Source organism: Pseudomonas sp. 8AS (assembly GCF_902506505.1).
In the GTDB taxonomy this organism is placed as follows: domain Bacteria; phylum Pseudomonadota; class Gammaproteobacteria; order Pseudomonadales; family Pseudomonadaceae; genus Aquipseudomonas.
Genome location: NZ_LR733406.1, coordinates 592,952 through 611,590 on the forward strand (window position 1 = coordinate 592,952; position 18,639 = coordinate 611,590).

An 18,639-nucleotide genomic window follows, 5' to 3' on the forward strand; every position below is an offset into this window, starting at 1 on the left:
CCCTGAAGAAGCCCGAACCATGCGTCCCGCCCGTGCCCTGATCGACCTCCAGGCCTTGCGCCACAACTACCAACTGGCCCGCGAAGTCAGCGGCGCGAAAGCCCTGGCGGTGGTCAAGGCCGATGCCTACGGGCATGGCGCCGTGCCTTGCGCCCAGGCCCTGGCGAGCGAGGTCGACGGCTTCGCCGTGGCCTGCATCGAGGAGGCCCTGGAACTGCGCGCGGCCGGTATCACCCAACCGATCCTGCTGCTGGAAGGCTTCTTCGAAGCCGCCGAGCTGGCGCTGATCGAGCAGCATGAGCTGTGGTGCGTGGTGCATTCGAGCTGGCAGCTGGAGGCCATCGAGCGCACGCCGCTGCAGCGCCCGCTGACCGTCTGGCTGAAGCTGGACTCGGGCATGCACCGGGTCGGTCTGCACCCGGCCGAGTACCGCGACGCCCACCAGCGCCTGCTGGCCAGCGGCAAGGTGAAGAAGGTCGTACTGATGAGCCACTTCGCCCGCGCCGACGAGCTGGACAGCCCGCGCAGCGCCGAGCAGCTGGCCCTGTTCCACGAGGCCCGGCATGGCCTGCAGGCCGAAGTCAGCCTGCGCAACTCGCCGGCCATCCTCGGCTGGCCCAGTATTCCGAGTGATTGGGTGCGCCCCGGCATCATGCTGTATGGCGCCACCCCGTTCGAGCAGCCGCAGGAACTGGCCGCGCGCCTGCAGCCGGTGATGACCCTGGAATCGCAGATCATCAGCGTGCGCGAACTGCCGGCCGGCGAGCCGGTGGGCTATGGCGCGCGCTTCGTCAGCGAGCGGCCGACCCGCGTCGGCGTGGTCGCCATGGGCTATGCCGACGGCTACCCGCGGCATGCGCCGACCGGCACGCCGGTGCTGGTCGACGGGCAAATGACCCGCCTGATCGGCCGGGTGTCGATGGACATGCTCACCGTCGACCTCACCGATCTACCCCAGGCCGGGCTCGGCAGCCGGGTCGAGCTGTGGGGGCGCAACGTGCTGGCCAGCGACGTGGCCCAGGCCGCGGGCAGCATTCCCTACCAGCTGTTTTGCAACTTGAAGCGGGTGCCACTGCTCTATTCCGGGGGCTAGTGAGCGCCGCGCAAAGGATTTGCAAACACCCTGTTGTAAATACTGAACACTGTTGCCATGATACGGCCAACTTTCCGTATCTGCTCCTCAAGGAGGACTCCAGCATTGGACGTCGGTGTTCGACTGCAATCCATTCGCAAACTCAAAGGCCTTTCCCAGCGTGAACTCGCCAAGCGGGCGGGGGTCACCAACAGCACCATCTCGATGATCGAGAAAAACAGCGTGAGCCCCTCGATCAGCTCGCTGAAAAAGGTGCTTGGCGGCATTCCCATGTCGCTGGTGGAATTCTTCTCCCTCGACATGGAGCAGGACAACCAGACGCAGGTGGTGTACCGGGCCGACGAACTCACCGACCTTTCCAGCGGCGCCGTGACCATGAAGCTGATCGGCAAGGCGCATCCCAGCCGGGCCATCACCTTCCTCGATGAAACCTATCCGCCTGGCTCGGATACCGGCGACGAGATGTACGCCCATGAAGGCGAAGAGGCCGGCATGCTGGTGGAAGGGCGGCTGGAACTGACCGTGGGCGCCGACGTGTTCGTTCTCGAACCGGGCGACAGCTACTACTTCGACAGCACCAAGCCGCACCGCTTCCGCAATCCCTATGACCGCCCGGCACGCTTGATCAGCGCCACCACGCCGGCCAACTTCTGAGCCGGCCAGGACTTTCGGCTCGGGCCGAAAGTCCAATATCCCTGCGACAACTTGGGTTGTTCCGGCCGGCAGGCCTAACCGTTATACTGCGCCCGCTCGCGAAACCGTGGCCGCGAGCGTGACTAGCCACAATGAGGGTGTACCGTGAACCTGATCAAGAAGATGCTGGTGGCACAAGCTGCCGTATTGGCCCTGTGGGCTGTGAGCGCTCAGGCTGCGACCAACGACGAGATCGCCGAGCGCATCAAGCCGGTGGGTGAAGTCTGCGTGCAAGGCCAAGAGTGCAAAGGCGTAGGCGCTGTTGCAGCGGCTACCGGTGGTGGCGCCAAGTCCGCCGACGACGTGATCGCTGCCCATTGCGGCGCCTGCCACAACGCCGGCGTGCTGGGTGCGCCGAAAGTTGGCGACGGCGCCGCGTGGAAAACCCGTGCCGACGCCAAGGGCGGTGTCGACGGCCTGCTGAAGTCGGCCATCGCCGGCATCAACGCCATGCCGCCGAAAGGCACCTGCGCCACCTGCTCGGATGACGAGCTGAAGAGCGCCATCCAGAAGATGTCCGGCCTGTAATAACAGCCCCGACATCGCCGAAAAAACCGCCCTCCGGGCGGTTTTTTTATGCCCGCGCTTTGCTGGTTGGGCGAGCTGCAGCCTTTATGGCTGCAGCCGCGCCTATGGCAGGCGTGCACACGGCGCTTACCACCTGCCGAACAGCCGGCCGAACAGGCCCGGTTTCTTCTGTTGCCGGAGCAGCTCCTTGACCAGCTCGTGGGCCCCCGGCACCGCGGATTCCACGGCCTTGCGCAGCCAGCCGAGGGCTTGCTCCTGGCTCGACGCTTCACCCAGCAGCAGCTTGGCCAGGTCCAGATAGGCCGCTTCGTGCGCCTGCTCGCAGGCGATCTGCAGGTGTTCGCGGGCCTTGTGCGGGTTGCCCGGGCAGCCCAGGCCATACTGCTGCATGCGGCCCAGCCGCCAGTGCGCATAGCCGTAGCCGAGGCCGATGGCGTGCTGGTAGTAGCGCTGGGCCTGGGCATAGTCCTCGCGCTGTTCGTAGAGCCAGCCCAGGTGATTGGCGCTCTCGTCGCGCTCGCCAAAGCGCCAGGCCGCCAGGTAGTGCTGCAGGGCCAGATCCTGATCGCCCACGGGTGGCTGCTGTTCGAACAGCAACCTGGCCAGTTCCAGGTGTGCGGCGCGATGGCCGCGCTCGCTGGCCAGTTGGTAGTAGTGGCGTGCCTGGGCGGGGTCCGGCGCGCAGCCCTGGCCGTGCAGGTAGCAGTAGCCCAGATTGCGTGCGGCCAGGGCCGAGCCGGCGTCGCTGGCGCGCTGGAAACAGGCGAGGGCGCCGGCGTAGTCCTGGTCGGCATGCTCCAGCAGGCAGCCCAGGTCATTGAAGGCGTCGCTGTTACCCAGCTCCACGGCGCGCAGCAGCAGTGGGCGGGCCTTCTCGTAGTCCTGCGCGTCCAGGGCGACCAGGCCGCGGCGGTGGCTGTCCAGAGCCTGCCAGAGATCGCCCGCACTGTTTTGCAGGCAGGCCTGCTGCACCTCGCTGAGGCCGAACTGGGCGTAGCGGTCGACGATCTGCAGGGCGCGCTCGGCGGCCAGTGGCTGGCAGCTGCCGTCTTCCTGCAGGAGCCAGGCCTGTTCGGCGTGGAACACCAGAGCCAGCTCATCGCTTTGCACGAAGCGGCGCTCGGCGGCTGCCTGGTCGAGCGGTTCGCGCAGCCACCGGCCCTGGCTGTCGAGGATGCCCCAGCAGCCGTCCAGGCAGGCGTTGAAATAGTTTTCGTGCAGGCTCTCCAGGCGCTCGAAGCGCGGCTCCACCGTCCAGCCGGCCTGCACGCCGCCACGGTACAGGCCCCAGCGCGTGTTCTCCCGCACCAGGCAGTAGTGGCTGCCGTCGGCGCCCCGGCAGCCCTGTTGCAGCTCGATCCGGGCATAGGCGCAGGGCAGCAGCCAGCACCCGTCCTGGTGGCGATAGAGGCCGTACTGGCGGTTGTCGCGCACCCGCCAGGCCTGCATCTCGTGCAGGTAGTCGAGCGCCTGGTACTCGCCGGGCAGCAGGGCCTGGCCCAGCTCGTCGAGGGCGCGCCACAGCCACTGCTTACCCTCGCGACGGCGGATCAGATAGGCTTCGCCGCCCTTGCCCAGGCTGACGCTGTTGATGTTATCCAGGCCAATGGCGCCAAGGTCGTGGAAGCGCGTGGTGAACAGGTGTTGCGGGCCTTTGGACGGCTTCGCGCTGTAGTAGCCCTCGTAGGCGTGGATCTGCTGGTACTGGGCCGGCAGCATCCAGCGGCCATTGGGGTCGATCACCCCCCAGAGTTCGCCTTGTTGCACGCTCCAGTAGGCGCCGGTGTAATCCAGGGCCTCGCCGCCGTCGAACTGGCAGGGCAGCGTTACCCGGCCCTGGCGGTCGATCAGGCCGTAGCGGCCACCCTCGGTGATCAGTGCATGCTCGCCGATGAAGTCGAAGGCGTCCTCGAACTGGCAGGCGATCACTTCGCGGCCCTGGCGGTCGACATAGCCGAAACGGCCGTCGTGCTGCACGCAGGCCAGCCCGCTGGGCCAGTCGAAATCGAAGAAGGCCTGGTAGCGCGGCTCGATCAGTACCCGTCCATCGGCGCCGCGCAGGCCGTAGCGCTGGTTCTCGCAGAAGATTTCCAGGCCGTCCTCGTCCTCGGCCAGCTGCGCACCCAGCGGTTCCCAGCCGTAGTCGTAGTCGTAGTTGCCCAGATTGAGCACGGCGCGGAAGCTGCCGGCCCAGGGCGCGTCGACCCCTGGGCAGTTGTCCAGCAGCAGCGGGTTGTCGCAGGCGATCGCCTCGCGGATACAGGCGTTGGCCTGCTCGATTTCGTCGAGCAGGGCCTCGGCCTGGGTGCGCCGGTCGTCGTCGCTCATGTTGAACACGTCCCAGGCGTCCAGGTGGAACCAGGCGTGGCAGGCCTGCTTGTCGAGCAGCTGGAAGATCTTCTGCCGCGCCGTGCGGAAGGCCTCGACATCATCCAGCAGGCTGCCGGCGTGGCGTTCGATGAAGTCGTAGAACTCGCGCAGGGCCTGGATGCCGGCCTTGGCCTCGGCGTACAGGCCTTCCTCGCTGCCCGGGCTGTTGTAGCAGTTGGCGCCGACGCAGGGGGCCGCGCTGAACAGCGGTTGCAACAGCAGGGGCAGCTCGTAGCCCCACTCCATCAGGAGCTGGCTGTCGTCGTCGCTGCTGCCGACGACGGCCTTGTTGTACAGGTACATGCGGTGGGACATGGCGACGGCCTCCTTGCCTGGGAGGCGCCAGTATAGGGCGTGGCCGCCGTGCGAGCTGTGCGCCGGCCGGCAGCCCTGCTCAGTCGAGGAAGCGGACCTCGCCGCCCTGCAGCGAGGCGATGCGCGCCAGCGACTCGACCCGGTAGCCTTGCGCGTCCAGCTCGGCGCGGCCGCGCTGGAAGGATTTCTCGATGACCACGCCGATGCCGGCGATGCTCGCCCCGGCCTGGCCGATCAGGTCGATCAGGGCGCGGGCGGCATGGCCGTTGGCGAGGAAGTCGTCGATCAGCAGCACGTGGTCGTCGGCGCCCAGGTGCTTGGCGGAGATGGCCAGGGTGCTCTCGGTCTGCTTGGTGAAGGAGAACACCGTGGAGGTGTAGAGGTGGTCCCTGAGCGTCAGCGACTGGTACTTGCGGGCGAAGATCACCGGCACGCCCAGCTCCAGGCCGGCCATCACCGCCGGGGCGATGCCCGAGGCCTCGATGGTGACGATCTTGCTGATGCCCTGGCCGGCGAAACGCCGGGCGAACTCGTGGCCGATCTGCTGCATCAGCCGCGGGTCGATCTGGTGGTTGAGGAAGGCATCGACCTTGAGCACCTGGTCGGACAGCACCGTGCCCTGTTCGCGAATCATCTGTTTCAGTGCTTCCACGCAGCAGTCCTCCGGTAGTCGATTGTTTTTGATGGCCTGCCATCCCTGCGGGCCGTCGCTGGGCGACGTTAAAAATGCTTCCCGGTCATTTTTTATGGCCTGCCATCCTTGGCGGCCACCCTGCGGGCCGTCGCTGCGCGACGTTAAAAATGCTTCCCGATCATTTTTTCAGCAGCGCGCGCATGTTGGCCAGGGCGTCGTTGCCGCGCGCGGCCTTGACCTCCACCGGGGCGTCTTCCTGGCCTTCCCAGACCAGGTCTTCTGGCGGTAGTTCGTCGAGGAAGCGGCTCGGCGTGCAGTCGATGATCTCGCCGTACTGCTTGCGCTTGGCGGCGAAGGTCAGCGCCAGGTTGCGCTTGGCGCGGGTGATGCCGACATAGGCCAGGCGGCGCTCTTCCTCGATGGTGTCGGCCTCGATGCTGGAGCGGTGCGGGAGGATCTCCTCCTCGAAGCCGATGATGTATACGGAGGGAAATTCCAGACCCTTGGAGGCGTGCATGGTCATCATCTGCACGCCCTCGGCACCTTCTTCCTCTTCCTGCTGGCGTTCCAGCATGTCGCGCAGGACCAGCTTGCCGATGGCGTCCTCGACGGTCATGTCGCCGTCTTCGTCCTTGTCCAGGGTGTTCTTCAGCGCCTCGACCAGGAACCAGACGTTACCCATGCGCGCCTCGGCGACCTTGTCGCTGGAGGCGTTCTGCTTGAGCCAGTTCTCGTAGTCGATGTCCATCACCATGCTGCGGATGGCGCCGATCGGGTCGTTGCCGGCACACAACTCGCGGATCTTGTCCATGTAGCGCTTGAAGCGGCTCAGGCGCTCGGTGTAGCGGCTGTCGAGGTGCTCGGCCAGGCCGATCTCGTCGCTGGCGGCGTACATGCTGATCTTGCGCTCGGTGGCGTAGTTGCCGAGCTTTTCCAGGGTGGTCGAGCCGATCTCGCGGCGCGGCACGTTGATCACCCGCAGGAAGGCGTTGTCGTCGTCCGGGTTGACCAGCAGGCGGAAGTAGCTCATCAGGTCCTTCACCTCCTGGCGGGCGAAGAAACTGGTGCCGCCGCTCAGGCGATAGGGAATCTGGTGGTGCTGCAGCTTCAGCTCCATCAGCTTGGCCTGGTAGTTGCCGCGGTAGAGGATGGCGAAGTCGCTGTACGGGCGCTGGGTGCGCAGGTGCTCGGTGAGGATTTCCAGGGCCACGCGCTCGCACTCGGCGTCTTCGTTGCGCGTGCGGATCACGCGGATCTCGTCGCCATGGCCCATCTCCGACCACAGCTGCTTCTCGAACACGTGCGGGTTGTTGGCGATCAGGGTGTTGGCGCATTTCAGGATGCGGCTGGTGGAGCGGTAGTTCTGCTCCAGCATCACCACTTTCAGCGAGGGGTAGTCCTCTTTCAGCAGCATCAGGTTTTCCGGGCGCGCGCCGCGCCAGGCATAGATCGACTGGTCGTCGTCGCCGACCACGGTGATCTGGTTGCGCATGCCGACCAGCAGCTTCACCAGCAGGTACTGGCTGGAGTTGGTGTCCTGGTACTCGTCCACCAGCAGGTAGCGGATACGGTTCTGCCACTTCTCCAGGATGTCCTTGTGCTCCTGGAACAGTTTGACCGGCAGCAGGATCAGGTCGTTGAAGTCCACCGCGTTGTACGCCTTGAGCGTGCGCTGGTAGTGCAGGTAGACGATGGCGGCGGTCTGCTCCTTGGGGTTGCGCGCGTTGGCCAGGGCCTCCTCGGGCAGGATCAGGTCGTTCTTCCAGCTGTCGATGTAGTTCTTGACCTCGTCGGCGCCATCATCGCCGGCGTATTCCTTCTGCATGATGTCGGTCAGCAGGGCCTTGATGTCGCCGTCGTCGAAGATCGAGAAGCCCGGCTTGTAGCCCAGCGCCGCGTATTCCTTGCGGATGATGTTCATGCCCAGGTTGTGGAAGGTCGACACGGTCAGGCCGCGCGCCTCACTGCCCTTGAGCAGCGTGCCGACCCGTTCCTTCATTTCCCGCGCGGCCTTGTTGGTGAAGGTCATGGCGACGATGTGGCGGGCCTGGATGCCGCAGTTCTGCACCAGGTGGGCGATCTTGCGGGTGATCACGCTGGTCTTGCCGGAGCCTGCGCCGGCGAGCACCAAAAGGGGACCGCCGACGTAGTTCACGGCTTCTTGCTGCCGGGGATTGAGTCGGGACATGGCGAAGGTATCAACGAGGGGGAAAACGAGGGGCGCATTCTAGCAGGCCGGGCCGGACGACGGGCCGCCGTCCGATGACCCGCCCCAGGGGCCGGGTTGTCGATAAAAAGCCGCGGGAGTGTGCGCTGAGTCGCTATTTTCAGTGATCAAGTACGATTGTTCCAATTGGTGCCGGTTGCCCCTGCTATGTCTTTCCCTCAGGATGCGCAGGAATCTGCACAGGGACAGGCAGGCAAGAGACGCCGATTACGGCGCACGCAGACGCGATAAGTCTGCCTTCTGGCCCTGGGGAGGTCGTTTGTCCGCGCTTGTCGAACCATTGCGCCTGGTCCTGCTGGCCGAACAGCCGGAATGGGCCACCTTGTTGCGAACCCGACTGGAGGCGTTGGACGGCGTTTATCCGCTGATCACCGCGCCCACCTGGGAAGCCGCCTGCAGCCTGTTCGACGACCCCTACGCCGGCCTGCTGCTGACCACTCCGGCCTGCCAGCCCGAGCCCGGACGCTGCCCGCTGCCCACCGTGCTGCTGCTCGACGCCGAACCCGAAGAGGCGCCGGAAGACGTCTACGACTGGCTGGTGCGTGAGCAGCTCAGCGTCGACATGCTGCGCCGCTGCCTGCGCTATGCGCGCGAACGCAGCCAGTTGCAGGGCACCCTGCAGCGCCTGGCCGAGCAGGACCCGCTGACCGGCATCGCCAACCGCCTGGGCTTCCACACCCTGCTGGCCGCCCATCTGGCCGAATACCGCGGCCGCGGCCTGGCCCTCGGCCATCTCGATCTGGACAACTTCCGCCACGCCAACGATGCCCTCGGCCATCAGGGCGGCGATCGCCTGATCCTCCAGGTGGTGGCGCGGCTCAAGGGCCAGCTGGACGCCTGCGACTGCGTGGCCCGCCTGGGCAGCGACGAATTCGCCCTGCTGATCGACACCCGCCGCGATCCGCGGCGGGCGGAGAAGATCGCCGAACGCATCACCGAAGCTTTGGCCGAGCCCTACTGGGTGGATGGCGAGAGCCTGCTGATCGGCTGCAGTCTGGGCATCGCCCATGCCCGCGCGGACGCCGGCGCCGACCCGCTGATGTGGCACGCGCACATCGCCATGCAGCAGGCCAAGCTGGCCCAGGGCTGCACCTTCCATGTCTTCGACGAGCGCATCAACCGCGGTGCGCGCAGCCTGGCCGACCTGGAAAGCGAGCTGCGCCGCGCCCTGCGCCGCGACGAGCTGGAGCTGCATTACCAGCCGCGCCTGTGCCTGCGCAGCGGGCGCATCCTCGGCCTGGAGGCGCTGGTGCGCTGGCGCCATGGCGAACGCGGCCTGCTCGGCCCGGACGAGTTCGTGCCGCTGGCCGAGGAAAGCGGGCTGATCATTCCCCTCGGCTACTGGGTGATCAGCCGCGCCCTGCGCGACATGCAGTGGCTGCGCGGGCGCGGCCTGCCGGCACTGCACATGGCGGTCAACCTGTCGTTCCGCCAGTTCCAGGACAGCCAGCTGCTGGGCACCCTGCAGCGGCTGATCGAGGAGCGCGGGGTGGATGCCCAGTGGCTCGAATTCGAGCTGACCGAAACCGCGGTGATGCGCCGCAGCGACCAGGTACAGCAGACCATGCAGGCCCTCGGCCGGCTCGGCGTGCGCTTCTCCCTGGACGACTTCGGCACCGGCTTCTCCTCCTTCGTGCACCTGAACAGCCTGCCGATCGCCTTGCTGAAGATCGACAAGAGCTTCGTCGCCGGCATGGGCGAGCGCGCGGAGAACCGCCAGCTGGTGCGGGCGATGATCAACCTGGCGCACAACCTCCATCTGGAAGTGGTCGCCGAGGGGGTGGAGAACGCCGAGCAGCTGGCCCTGCTGCGCCAGTTCGGCTGCGACCAGGTGCAGGGCTACCTGATCAGCAAGGCCCTGCCGCTGGCCGAGCTGGCGCGCTTTTTGGTGTTCGGCGCGCGCCAGTCGCTATTGAGTGGCTTGCCGTCGTAGGTTGGGTGAGCGCAGCGAAGCCCAACGGCTGACTGACCAGCCACAATGCGGCCGAACCTTTGCCCGTTGGGCTTCGGCGCTGCGCGCCTCAACCCAACCTACGACAGGCAGCTTGCGCCCTGTGCCGGCTGCGGGCGCAGCAAGCGCGCGGTCTTCCACTCGAAGCCCAGGGTCAGCGCGATGGCCGCGCAGGCCAGGCCGCCGGCCAGCCCCCACCACACGCCATGCGCGCCCCAGCCCAGGGGGAAGGCCAGTGTCCAGGCCAGCGGAATGCCGATCAGCCAGTAACAGCCAAGCCCGACCAGCAGGGTGGTCTTGCCATCGCCCAGGCCGCGGATCGTGCCCATCGCGATGCTCTGGGTGCCGTCGAACAGCTCGAACAGGGCGGCCACCGCCAGCAGGCTCACGGCCAGGCTGACGACTTCGGCGAAGGCCGGGTCGCTGCGCTCGACGAACAGGCCCACCACGGCTTCCGGGGCCAGCCAGAACAGCAGGGCGAAGGCCAGCATGCAGCAGGCGCCGCCGGCGATGCCCAGGCGCCCGGCGCGGCGCAGCTCGGCCAGGCGGCCGGCGCCATAGTGCTGGCCAACGCGGAAGGTCACCGCATAGGACAGCCCCTGGGGCAGGATGAAGGCCAGGGTTACCGCCTGGATGGCGATCTGGTGGGCGGCCAGTTGCACGCTGCCGAGTGCGCCCATGCACAGGGTGGCGAAGGTGAACAGGCCCTGCTCGGCGGCATAGGTGCCGCCGATCGGCAGGCCCAGGCGCAGCAGCATGTTCAACTCGGCGCGGCGCGGGCGCAGCAGGCCGCGGAGCAGGGCATAGCGGCGATAGGCCGGCGAACGCAGGATGTACAGGCCCAGGGCCAGGGCCATGCCGGTGCTGACCAGGGCGGTGGTCATGCCGATGCCGCCCAGGCCCAGGCGGGGCAGGCCGAGCCAGCCCTCGATCAGGGCGTAGTTGATGACGAAGTTGGCGCTGGCACCGACCATGCCAATGGTCATCACCGGGCCGGGGTAGCCGATGGCGCTGGTGAAACCGCGCAGGGCCATGAAGCACAGGTAGCCGGGCAGGGCCAGCGCCAGTGGGCCGAGAAACTCCATGGCGAGGGCGGCGGTGGCAGGCTGCTGGCCCAGGTAGGGCAGCAGCGGGCCGAGACCGTGCAGGCCCAGCGCGCCGCCGATGCCCAGCAGCAGCGCCAGCCACAGGCCGTTCTGGATCAGGCGGGTGACCCCTGCACCGTCGCCGGCGCCATGGCGGATGGCGACCAGGCTGCCCACGGCCGCCATCATGCCGACGCAGAACAGCGAGAGCATGTAGTAGCAGGTGGCGCCGAGCGCTCCACCGGCCAGCTGCTCGGGGCCGAGCATGGCCATCATGATGGTGTCGGTGAAGACCATGAGGACATGGGCCAGTTGGGCGGCGATCAGCGGCGCGGCCAGGCGCACCAGGGCCGCCAGTTCGCTGCGCAGGGTGTTTTGCATGATGAGTAAGGCTCAGGTGACAGGCTTGCCCGAGAGCATCGGGCTGGCGAAGAATGTCGCTATTCTGCTCAGCCGAGCGGTCCTCCACAAAAGGATAAAAGCGATGCCAGGCATGACTAATACTCATGGATTGCAGGCATGAGCCGGCGCCTGCCGCCGCTCTATGCCCTGCGCGCCTTCGAGGCGGCGGCGCGGCATGCCTCCTTCACCCGCGCGGCGGAGGAGCTGGCCATCACCCAGAGCGCGGTGAGCCGGCATGTCCGTACCCTGGAGGAACACTTCGCCTGTCGCCTGTTCGAGCGCCAGGGCCGCAGTCTGCAGCTCAGCGAGACCGGGCGCACCCTGCTGCCCGGCGTGCGCGATGGTTTCGACGCCCTGGAGCGGGCCTGCACCGCCCTGCGCGCCGATGACGCGACCCTGCGCCTGAAGGCGCCCTCGACCCTGACCATGCGTTGGCTGCTGGCGCGGCTGTCGCGTTTTCGTCTGCTCAATGCCGATATCGAGGTGCAGCTGACCAGCGCCTGGATGGATGTGGACAAGGTCGACTTCCACCAGGAGCCGTTCGACTGCGCGGTGCTGCTCAGCAGCGGCGGTGTCTTCCCCGCCGAGTGGGAGAGTGTCGAGCTGTTCGCCGAATGGCTGATCCCGGTGTGTGCACCGCAGGCGACCGCCGCCGGCCCCTGGGACCTGACCCGGTTGCAGGCCAGCGAGCTGCTGCACCCGACGCCGGACCGCCGCGACTGGCGCCGCTGGCTGCAGGCCATGGGCCTGGAGGAGCAGGTGCCGCTGCGCGGCGGGCAGGTGTTCGACACCCTGGAGCTGGGCATGGTCGCCGCGGCCCGTGGCTATGGTGTGTCGATCGGCGACCTGGTGATGGTCGCCGAGGATGTCGCCCAGGGCCGCCTGGGCCTGCCCTGGCCCAGCGCGGTGCCCAGCGGCGACAGCTACTACCTGGTGTGGCCACGCGGCCGGCGCGGCGAGGAGCGCCTGCGCCGGCTGCGCGACTTCCTGCTCGCCGAAGTGGCGGCGATGCAGTTGCCGCCGGTGGCGCGGGTCAGGCCCGCGTAGAACCTGTCTCGGCGCACCCGGGGCGAGAGCGTGAGCGGATGCTTAGCCGGCGGCCGGGCGGTATTGCAGGGCCTCGGCCAGGTGCGCGCGACTGATCTGTTCGACTTCCTGCAGGTCGGCCAGGGTGCGCGCCACCTTGAGCAGGCGATGGGCGGCGCGCAGCGACAGGTTGAGGCGTTCGCAGGCGCCTTCCAGCCAGCTCTGGTCGTCCGCCTGCAGCGGGCAGTGCCGGCGCAAACCCGGCAGGTCGAGAAAGGCATTGGCGCAGCCCTGGCGCTGCACTTGCAGACGGCGCGCGGCGGCCACCCGCGCGGCGACGCTGGCGCTGTCCTGGTCGGCTTCGCCACTGGCATGCAGCACGGTGCTTTCGCGGGCCACGGTGAGGTGCAGGTCGATGCGGTCGAGCAGCGGCCCGGACAGCTTGCCGCGGTAGCGCTGGATCTGCTCCGGGGTGCAGCGGCAGCGCCCGGCCGGGTCGCCCAGGTAACCGCAGGGGCAGGGATTCATCGCCGCCACCAGCTGGAAGCGCGCCGGGAAACGCACCCGGTCGCGCGCCCGGGCGATCACTATCTGCCCGCTTTCCAGGGGCTCGCGCAGCACCTCCAGGACCTTGCGATCGAACTCCGGCAGCTCGTCTAAAAACAGGACGCCCTGATGGGCCAGGGTGATCTCGCCCGGCTGCGGGCGACTGCCGCCACCGACCAGGGCCGGGCCGGATGCACTGTGATGGGGCTGGCGGAACGGCCGTTGCGGCCAACTGGTCAGCGGCGTCTGGCTGGCCACCGAGTGGATGGCGGCAACCTGCAGGGCTTCCTCTTCATCGAGTGGCGGCAGCAGGCCGGGTAGGCGGCTGGCCAGCAGGGTCTTGCCGGTGCCGGGTGGGCCGGTGAACAGCAGGTTGTGCCCGCCGCTGGCGGCGATCAGCAGGGCGCGCTTGGCGGCCAGCTGGCCCTGCACTTCGGCCAGGTCCGGATAGGGCTGGCTGCTGCGCAGCAGGCCGCTGGCCTGGTAGGGCGCCAGCGGCGTGTGACCGTTGAGGTGGGCGGCGAGCTGCAGCAGGTGGTCGACCGCCAGCACGCTGAGGCCGGAAGCCAGGCTGGCCTCCTCGGCATTGGCGCTTGGCACCACCAGGGTGCGTCCGGCGGCGCGGGCGGCTAGGGCGGCGGGCAGCACGCCTTGAACCGGGCGCACGGCGCCGGACAGCGCCAGTTCGCCGAGGCATTCGAGGTGCTCCAGGCTGGCGGCGGGAATCTGCGCACTGGCGGCGAGCACACCGAGGGCGATGGCCAGGTCGAAACGCCCGCCATCCTTCGGTAGGTCGGCCGGGGCCAGGTTGAGGGTGATGCGCCGCGGCGGGAAGTCGAAGCCGGCATTGAGGATGGCGCTGCGCACGCGGTCCTTGCTTTCCTTCACCGCGGTTTCCGGCAGGCCGACCAGGGCCATGCTCGGCAGGCCGTTGGCCAGGTGGGCCTCGACGGTAACCGGCGGCGCTTCGACGCCGACCTGGGCGCGGCTGTGGACGATGGCCAGGGACATGATCGCTCCTTGATCAGGTCGCCGGCCGCTGATCGGCGATCAGTCGGCGGGCGGGGTTTGCTGCGACTCCAGCGCGGCCACCTTGGCCTCCAGCGCTTCCAGGCGGGCACGGGTGCGCGCCAGGACGACCATCTGGCTGTCGAACTCGTCGCGGCTGACCAGGTCCAGCTTGCCGAACGCGCTCTGCAGCAGGACCTTGAACTGCGCCTCGAACTCGCTGCGTGGCAGCGGCGTGTCGCCGTTGAACAGGCGGGAGGTGTGGCTGGTCAGGGCGTCGAGCAGGGCTTTGGGAGGCAGCATGGCGAAAGTTCCGGTTGCAGATGGCCGGCAGTGTAGCACGCAGGTCGCTGCCGCTTATTGTCGCACTGCGGTGCACGGTTATTGACCATGCACGGGGCGCACGCTGCACCGTTGTTGTGCAATGACCCGTTGGTCAGATAGCCGGAAAACCTCGAATACCGGGCTAACTGCATGAAAAACAGGCTTTTATCAGAGCTGGCAAGCTTTCTGCTTAGTGACTGGTGACGCGTGCACCGATGCAGTACCGGTGCGCAGAGTGAGGCGGGGGAAATGCTTCGCTGCATGCGGTTGGTTGGTATCGGCCGGGTTGCGACTGAAGTGGCTGATTCGTTTCAAAAGCCAGGTACTGCGCTTAGACTTGAGCCGGGTTTGTTCTTCCTGGGGCAAGTCCACCAAATACGGGAGAGAGTTTCATGAAGCTAGTCACTGCCATCATCAAGCCGTTCAAGCTGGACGACGTGCGCGAGTCGCTGTCGGAGATCGGCGTGCAGGGCATCACCGTCACCGAAGTCAAAGGCTTCGGTCGGCAGAAGGGCCACACCGAGCTGTACCGTGGCGCTGAATACGTGGTGGATTTCCTGCCCAAGGTGAAGATCGACGTGGCGATTGCCGACGATCAGCTGGATCGGGTCATCGAGGCGATCACCAAGGCGGCCAACACCGGCAAGATCGGTGACGGCAAGATCTTCGTCGTCAATCTGGAACAGGCCATCCGCATCCGTACCGGCGAAACCGGTACCGACGCAGTTTAAGCCTCAGAACCCCACACGCCCCAGGAGAAAAACACATGACTCTGCGTAAGATCGCAGGGCTAGGAGCCCTTTTGTCCCTCGTTACCCCTGGCCTGGCCATGGCTGACGAGGTCGTCCTCAACTCCGGCGACACCGCCTGGATGATGACCGCCAGCCTGCTGGTGCTGCTCATGACCATCCCGGGGCTGGCGCTGTTCTACGCTGGCATGGTGCGTTCGAAGAACGTGCTCTCGGTGATGATGCAGTGCTTCGCCATCACCGGCCTGATCAGCATCCTGTGGGTCGTCTACGGCTACAGCATCGCGTTCGATACCACCGGCATGGAGCAGGGCGTTGTCAACTTCAACTCCTTCGTCGGCGGCCTGTCCAAGGCCTTCCTCAGCGGCCTGAGCCCGAGCAGCCTGATCGGCGCCTTCCCGGAAAGCGTGTTCATCTTCTTCCAGATGACCTTCGCCATCATCACTCCGGCCCTGATCGTCGGCGCCTTCGCCGAGCGCATGAAGTTCTCCGCCATGCTGATCTTCATGGCCGTGTGGTTCACCCTGGTCTACGCACCGATCGCGCACATGGTCTGGTCCGGCAACGGCGGCCTGATGTGGGACTGGGGCGTGCTGGACTTCGCCGGCGGCACCGTGGTGCATATCAACGCCGGTATTGCCGGTCTGGTGGCCTGCCTGGTGCTGGGCAAGCGCAAGGGCTTCCCGACCACCGCCATGGCTCCGCACAACCTGGGCTACACCCTGGTCGGCGCGGCGATGCTGTGGGTCGGCTGGTTCGGCTTCAACGCCGGCTCGGCGATCGCCGCCAACGGCACCGCCGGCATGGCCATGCTGGTCACCCAGATCGCCACCGCCGCTGCCGCCCTGGGCTGGATGGGCGCCGAGTGGATCACCCACGGTAAGCCGAGCGCCCTGGGCATCGCTTCCGGTGTGGTCGCCGGCCTGGTCGCCATCACCCCGGCTGCCGGTACTGCCGGGCCGATGGGCGCCATCGTGATCGGTCTTTCCGCTGGCGTGATCTGCTTCTTCTGCGCCACCAGCCTCAAGCGCAAGCTGGGCTACGACGACTCCCTGGATGCCTTCGGCGTGCATGGCATCGGCGGCATCGTCGGCGCCCTGCTGACCGGCGTGTTCGCGGCTCCGGCCCTGGGCGGCTTCGGCACCGTGGAAGACATCGGCGCGCAACTGTTCATCCAGTTCAAGGGTGTTGCCTTCACCGTGATCTACACCGCCGTGGTCACCTTCGTGATCCTCAAGGTGCTGGACCTGGTGATGGGCCTGCGGGTCAGCGAAGAAGCCGAGACCGTCGGTCTCGACCTCTCCGAGCACAACGAGCGCGGCTACAACCTGTAAGCCCTGACGATGTGCAAAACGCCCGGTCCGCCGGGCGTTTTTCTGTCTGCGCCAACGGCGGCGCACTGTGCAACGGTACAACGGAGTACTTCATGGAAAGCACGGCACTGATTCCCCTGCAGTATGCGCTGGACACTTTCTACCTGCTGATTTGCGGGGCCCTGGTGATGTGGATGGCGGCAGGCTTCGCCATGCTCGAATCCGGCCTGGTCCGCGCGAAGAACACCGCGGAAATCCTCACCAAGAACATCGTGCTCTACGCCTTGGCCTGCGTGATGTACCTGCTGGTGGGCTACTACCTGATGTATGGCGGCGCGGCAGGCGGCGCGATACCCAATTTCGGTTTCCTGATCGGCAGCGAGCATGCGCTCGAAACCGTCGCCGCCGGTGGCGAGGGGGCGCCCTATTACGCCAAGCGCGCCGATTTCTTCTTCCAGGTGGTGTTCGTCGCCACCGCCATGTCGATCGTCTCCGGCGCGGTGGCCGAGCGCATGAAGCTGTGGGCCTTCCTGGCGTTCGCCCTGGTCATGTGCTCGCTGATCTATCCGGTGGAAGGCTACTGGACCTGGGGCGGCGGCTTCCTCAAGCAGGCCGGCTTCAAGGACTTCGCCGGCTCCGGCATCGTCCACCTGGCCGGCGCCACCGCCGCCCTGGCCGGGGTCATCCTGCTCGGCGCGCGCAAGGGCAAGTACGGCAGCCAGGGGCAGATCAACGCGATCCCCGGCGCCAACCTGCCGCTGGCGACTCTGGGCACCTTCATCCTGTGGTTCGGCTGGTTCGGCTTCAACGGCGGCTCGCAGCTGAAGATGAGCAGCATCGCCGATGCCAACGCGGTGGCAGCGGTGTTCGTCAACACCAACCTGGCCGCGGCCGGTGGCCTGCTGGCGGCGCTGGTGGTGGCCCGCGTGCTGTTCGGCAAGGCCGACCTGACCATGATCCTCAACGGGGCCCTGGCCGGTCTGGTGGCGATCACCGCCGAGCCGTCCACGCCGACCGCGGTGCAGGCCGCACTGATCGGCGCGGTGGGCGGCGTGCTGGTGGTATTCAGCATCCTGCTGCTGGACAAGCTGCGCATCGACGATCCGGTCGGCGCCATCTCGGTGCACGGCGCCGGTGGCCTGTGGGGACTGCTGGCGGTGCCGCTGACCAACAGCGGGGCCAGCCTGACCGCCCAGCTGATGGGCGCGGCCTGCATCTTTGCCTGGGTGTTTGTCGCCAGCCTAGTCACCTGGGGCCTGATCAAGCTGGTCATGGGCCTGCGCGTCAGCGAGGAGGACGAGTACGAGGGGGTCGACATCGTCGAATGCGGCATGGAGGCCTACCCGGAGTTCACCCGCAAATAGTTCGACCAAAGACTCGGGCAAAGGGCGCTGCGGCGCCCTTTGCTTTTTCTGTGGCCACGCTAGAATGCGCCCCCAACGGGATGCTGCGGGTACGGAGCATGTGGCAACAACGGCTGATCGAGCTGCGCGCCAGGGCACGCGGTTTTCACCTGGTGAGCGACGAAATCGTCGCCGCCCTGCCGGAGTTGCGCGGCTATCGGGTCGGCATTGTGCACCTGTGGCTGCAGCACACCTCGGCCTCGCTGACCATCAACGAAAATGCCGATGGTGCGGTGCGACGTGACTTCGAGCGCTTCTTCAATCGTCTTGTGCCGCAGGGCTCAAGCGACTACGAGCACGACGACGAAGGGCCGGACGACCTGCCGGCGCATTTCAAGTCCAGTTTGCTGGGCTGCCAGCTGAGCCTGCCGGTAATGGCGGGGCGTCTGGCGCTAGGCACCTGGCAAGGGATTTACCTCGGTGAACACCGGGATCGGGCAGGGCGCCGCCGTGTGCTGGCGACCCTCCAGGGCGAGATCGGCTGAGGCGTCACGGGGCCGTCTGGCACCTGGCCATGAATTTTCTCCGGCGGCGTTTTGCATTGCACGCGGCTGGGCTATAACTAACCTGCTTTGCGCAAGTCATGAGGTAGAACATGAGCGACGAAGAACTGGAACAAGACGAACTGGAAGCGGGCGACGAGGACGAAGGCGAGGAGCTGGAAGCCGCCGACGACGGCGTTGCCGATGACGACGAAGACAGTGGCTCGGACGTTCCCAGCCCCAAGCCTGGCAAGAAGGCCAAGGCGGCGGTCGACGTAGAGGAGCTGCCGAGCATCGAAGCCAAGCAGAAGGAACGCGATGCCCTGGCCAAGGCCATGGAGGAATTCCTCTCGCGCGGCGGCAAGGTGCAGGAAGTGGAAGCCAACGTGGTGGCCGACCCGCCCAAGAAGCCGGACAGCAAGTACGGCAGCCGCCCCATCTGAGGCCGGCTCCGTGATGAAAAAACCCGCCAATCGGCGGGTTTTTTCAT

Annotated in this window: 16 protein-coding genes; 10 read left to right on the forward strand and 6 right to left on the reverse strand. The window is 66.9% G+C overall.

The features are described from left to right. The first annotated feature begins 19 nt into the window (after positions 1-19). The 3 genes from alr to GV001_RS02685 all read left to right on the forward strand — a co-directional run bounded on the left by alr (position 20) and on the right by GV001_RS02685 (position 2,314). Positions 20-1,093: an alanine racemase gene (gene alr / locus GV001_RS02675; RefSeq protein ID WP_160077871.1), complete on the forward strand. Its 1,074-nt coding sequence runs from the start codon at positions 20-22 to the stop codon at positions 1,091-1,093. Positions 1,094-1,198: 105 nt separating this feature from the next. Continuing rightward, positions 1,199-1,747 carry a cupin domain-containing protein gene (locus GV001_RS02680; protein ID WP_160077873.1) on the forward strand — a complete coding sequence of 183 codons (549 nt, stop codon included), beginning with the start codon at positions 1,199-1,201 and terminating at the stop codon, positions 1,745-1,747. A 144-nt stretch (positions 1,748-1,891) separates the two neighbouring features. After that, entirely contained in the window at positions 1,892-2,314 is a 423-nt protein-coding gene (locus GV001_RS02685; protein ID WP_160077875.1) for a cytochrome c5 family protein, read from the forward strand. A gap of 126 nt (positions 2,315-2,440) precedes the next feature. Here the strand turns inward: GV001_RS02685 and GV001_RS02690 are convergent, their stop codons facing one another. The 3 genes from GV001_RS02690 to rep form a co-directional block, all read right to left on the reverse strand. Then, complete coding sequence (locus tag GV001_RS02690) at positions 2,441-4,999, reverse strand: SEL1-like repeat protein (protein ID WP_160077877.1); 2,559 nt, start codon at positions 4,997-4,999, stop codon at positions 2,441-2,443. Positions 5,000-5,078: 79 nt separating this feature from the next. Next, positions 5,079-5,651 (reverse strand): xanthine phosphoribosyltransferase, encoded by a 573-nt coding sequence (locus GV001_RS02695; RefSeq protein ID WP_160077878.1) that lies wholly within the window; start codon positions 5,649-5,651, stop codon positions 5,079-5,081. 160 nt (positions 5,652-5,811) lie between these two features. Further along, entirely contained in the window at positions 5,812-7,821 is a 2,010-nt protein-coding gene (gene rep / locus GV001_RS02700; protein ID WP_160077879.1) for a DNA helicase Rep, read from the reverse strand. 298 nt (positions 7,822-8,119) lie between these two features. Here rep and GV001_RS02705 point away from each other — a divergent pair, with 298 nt between their 5' ends. Further along, a complete protein-coding gene (locus GV001_RS02705; protein WP_160077880.1) occupies positions 8,120-9,793 on the forward strand; it encodes a bifunctional diguanylate cyclase/phosphodiesterase in 1,674 nt (557 codons plus the stop codon). A 98-nt stretch (positions 9,794-9,891) separates the two neighbouring features. Here GV001_RS02705 and GV001_RS02710 read toward each other — a convergent pair whose 3' ends face one another. Beyond that, complete coding sequence (locus GV001_RS02710; protein WP_160077881.1) at positions 9,892-11,277, reverse strand: NorM family multidrug efflux MATE transporter; 1,386 nt, start codon at positions 11,275-11,277, stop codon at positions 9,892-9,894. A gap of 138 nt (positions 11,278-11,415) precedes the next feature. On the opposite strand from GV001_RS02710, the gene GV001_RS02715 reads away from it, so the two are divergent. Further along, the gene (locus GV001_RS02715) at positions 11,416-12,345 is read left to right on the forward strand and encodes a LysR substrate-binding domain-containing protein (protein WP_160077882.1); all 930 of its coding nucleotides are present in this window, start codon (positions 11,416-11,418) and stop codon (positions 12,343-12,345) included. Between the two features lie 42 nt (positions 12,346-12,387). Here GV001_RS02715 and GV001_RS02720 read toward each other — a convergent pair whose 3' ends face one another. Both GV001_RS02720 and GV001_RS02725 read right to left on the reverse strand, forming a co-directional pair. After that, positions 12,388-13,881 carry a YifB family Mg chelatase-like AAA ATPase gene (locus GV001_RS02720; RefSeq protein WP_160077883.1) on the reverse strand — a complete coding sequence of 498 codons (1,494 nt, stop codon included), beginning with the start codon at positions 13,879-13,881 and terminating at the stop codon, positions 12,388-12,390. Positions 13,882-13,920: 39 nt separating this feature from the next. Continuing rightward, positions 13,921-14,181 carry an accessory factor UbiK family protein gene (locus GV001_RS02725; protein WP_160077884.1) on the reverse strand — a complete coding sequence of 87 codons (261 nt, stop codon included), beginning with the start codon at positions 14,179-14,181 and terminating at the stop codon, positions 13,921-13,923. Positions 14,182-14,594: 413 nt separating this feature from the next. Here GV001_RS02725 and glnK point away from each other — a divergent pair, with 413 nt between their 5' ends. The 5 genes from glnK (at position 14,595) to sutA (ending at position 18,592) form a co-directional block, all read left to right on the forward strand. Beyond that, on the forward strand, positions 14,595-14,933 hold the full coding sequence (gene glnK / locus GV001_RS02730) for a P-II family nitrogen regulator (protein ID WP_021700071.1): 339 nt from the start codon (positions 14,595-14,597) through the stop codon (positions 14,931-14,933). Between the two features lie 35 nt (positions 14,934-14,968). Further along, entirely contained in the window at positions 14,969-16,285 is a 1,317-nt protein-coding gene (locus tag GV001_RS02735) for an ammonium transporter (protein ID WP_160077885.1), read from the forward strand. A 92-nt stretch (positions 16,286-16,377) separates the two neighbouring features. After that, positions 16,378-17,628 (forward strand): ammonium transporter, encoded by a 1,251-nt coding sequence (locus GV001_RS02740; protein ID WP_160077886.1) that lies wholly within the window; start codon positions 16,378-16,380, stop codon positions 17,626-17,628. 98 nt (positions 17,629-17,726) lie between these two features. Continuing rightward, on the forward strand, positions 17,727-18,152 hold the full coding sequence (locus GV001_RS02745) for a secondary thiamine-phosphate synthase enzyme YjbQ (protein ID WP_160077888.1): 426 nt from the start codon (positions 17,727-17,729) through the stop codon (positions 18,150-18,152). A 110-nt stretch (positions 18,153-18,262) separates the two neighbouring features. Further along, positions 18,263-18,592, forward strand: coding sequence for a transcriptional regulator SutA (sutA, locus tag GV001_RS02750; protein ID WP_160077890.1), 330 nt, complete (start codon positions 18,263-18,265; stop codon positions 18,590-18,592). The last annotated feature ends 47 nt before the right edge of the window (positions 18,593-18,639 follow it).